2 protein-coding genes are annotated in these 1,502 nt (G+C 64.8%); one reads left to right on the forward strand and one right to left on the reverse strand.

The features are described from left to right. Positions 1–443: 443 nt before the first annotated feature. Complete coding sequence (locus tag QM693_RS15450; protein WP_005255751.1) at positions 444–782, reverse strand: RNA polymerase-binding protein RbpA; 339 nt, start codon at positions 780–782, stop codon at positions 444–446. Between the two features lie 172 nt (positions 783–954). On the opposite strand from QM693_RS15450, the gene QM693_RS15455 reads away from it, so the two are divergent. Further along, a complete protein-coding gene (locus tag QM693_RS15455; RefSeq protein WP_005246337.1) occupies positions 955–1,287 on the forward strand; it encodes a hypothetical protein in 333 nt (110 codons plus the stop codon). Positions 1,288–1,502 lie beyond the last annotated feature (215 nt).

A 1,502-nucleotide genomic window follows, 5' to 3' on the forward strand; every position in this document is an offset into this window, starting at 1 on the left:
GTCGTGGACGCCCGACCGGTCGTGGTTTCGGGGTGCCGATTTCATACCCCAGGTGTGAGATTTACCCGAAGAGAAGACCAAACCCTTGACTCCGCGGTACCGAATAGTAGATTGAGAGCGGTCATGTGACCTACCTCTCAAATGGTACGGAAGCCCGAGAGGTCGGTCATACGTGGTTTCTTCGACTGCGTGTTCGGGGCGTGACGCTCGGTGCTTTGTGTGCTCGGAATGTAACGCGCCCGCGTTCAGCAGATCGGAGTACTTGGATGAGTCCTGTCGAGACGGTGACCAGCCCAGTGACGAACAGAAGCTTGTCCGTGTCGAACACCCCGTCCGTGTCGAACACCCCGTCCGCGCCGAAGCCGGGGTCGCAGTCTCCCCGGACGCGGCGAACGCCGCCCCGGCAGAGCCGAGACGGCGTTCGTACGGTTCGGTTGCCTGTGTCAGGCTCCGCGGCGCTTCGCCTTCAGCAGGTCGAGGCGCTCCTTCAGCAGCTCCTCCAGTTCCTCCTTGGAACGGCGTTCGAGCAGCATGTCCCAGTGGGTACGCGGCGGCTTGACCTTCTTGGCCTCGGGCGCAGTGCCCTCGACCAGGGTTCCCTCGAGGCCGTTACGGCACAGCCACGTGCCGGGAATCTCGGCATCGTCGGCGAAGGGAATGTCGAAGACCTCACCGTTGTCGCACCGGTACTTGGCCATCCGACGGGGCGCGAGGTCGTGGTCACGGTCGGTCTCGTAGCTCACCGCTCCGAGTCGACTTCCTCGAAGTACGCGATCTGCCATGGTTGTGTCCTCTCCTCGATCGTCTCCGCGCGAGTACGCCTGGACCAGAACCAAGCGTTCACACTCATCTACAACGCCACGGCCTCCCGATTGGTTCCCGCACGCCGCGCAGATGCAACCTCGACATCTTACCGGGCGGGCCTCGAGGCGCCGCGCAGTAAGGTGGTTGACCATGACCGGCGCCTCCCGCAGACCCGATTCCTGTGTGTGGTGCGGCCGGGAAGTGGCCGAGACAGGGATGGGGCGGCGCCGCCGGTACTGCCGCCAATCCTGCCGGCAGCGCGCATACGAGCAGCGCAACCAGGTCAAGGGCACGAGCATCCCCGCCGATGCGGTGGTGCTCACCTCGGAGGAAGCCTCCGCCATGGTCGACCGGGTTTTCCAGGTTCGATGTGCCGCCGAGGACGTGGCGACAGCCGTTGCCGAAGGTGCGGCGGCCCATGAGGTGGAGTCTCTGTGCGCCGACCTCGTGCAACTCGCACGTGAGGCCGAACGCTTCCGCTGAGCCTCGGACAGAGGCGGGGGAGCGTAGGACGCACTCTGCTCGACCGGTCCGACCGTCGCCCGTCGATGGCGATTCCGAAACGAACATCACGAATCGACGCACGCCGAGCCCACGCGTACAGCACGATCAGTACAGCGTGGGAGACCGGCGTCGGTTGGTCCGTCTCACGCGCAGGACTTGCGCATCCAAGGTCTTCTACCCGCTGGGGGAACGAG

It is taken from the genome of Rhodococcus sp. IEGM 1305, assembly GCF_030058635.1.
GTDB lineage: Bacteria > Actinomycetota > Actinomycetes > Mycobacteriales > Mycobacteriaceae > Rhodococcus_F > Rhodococcus_F opacus_D.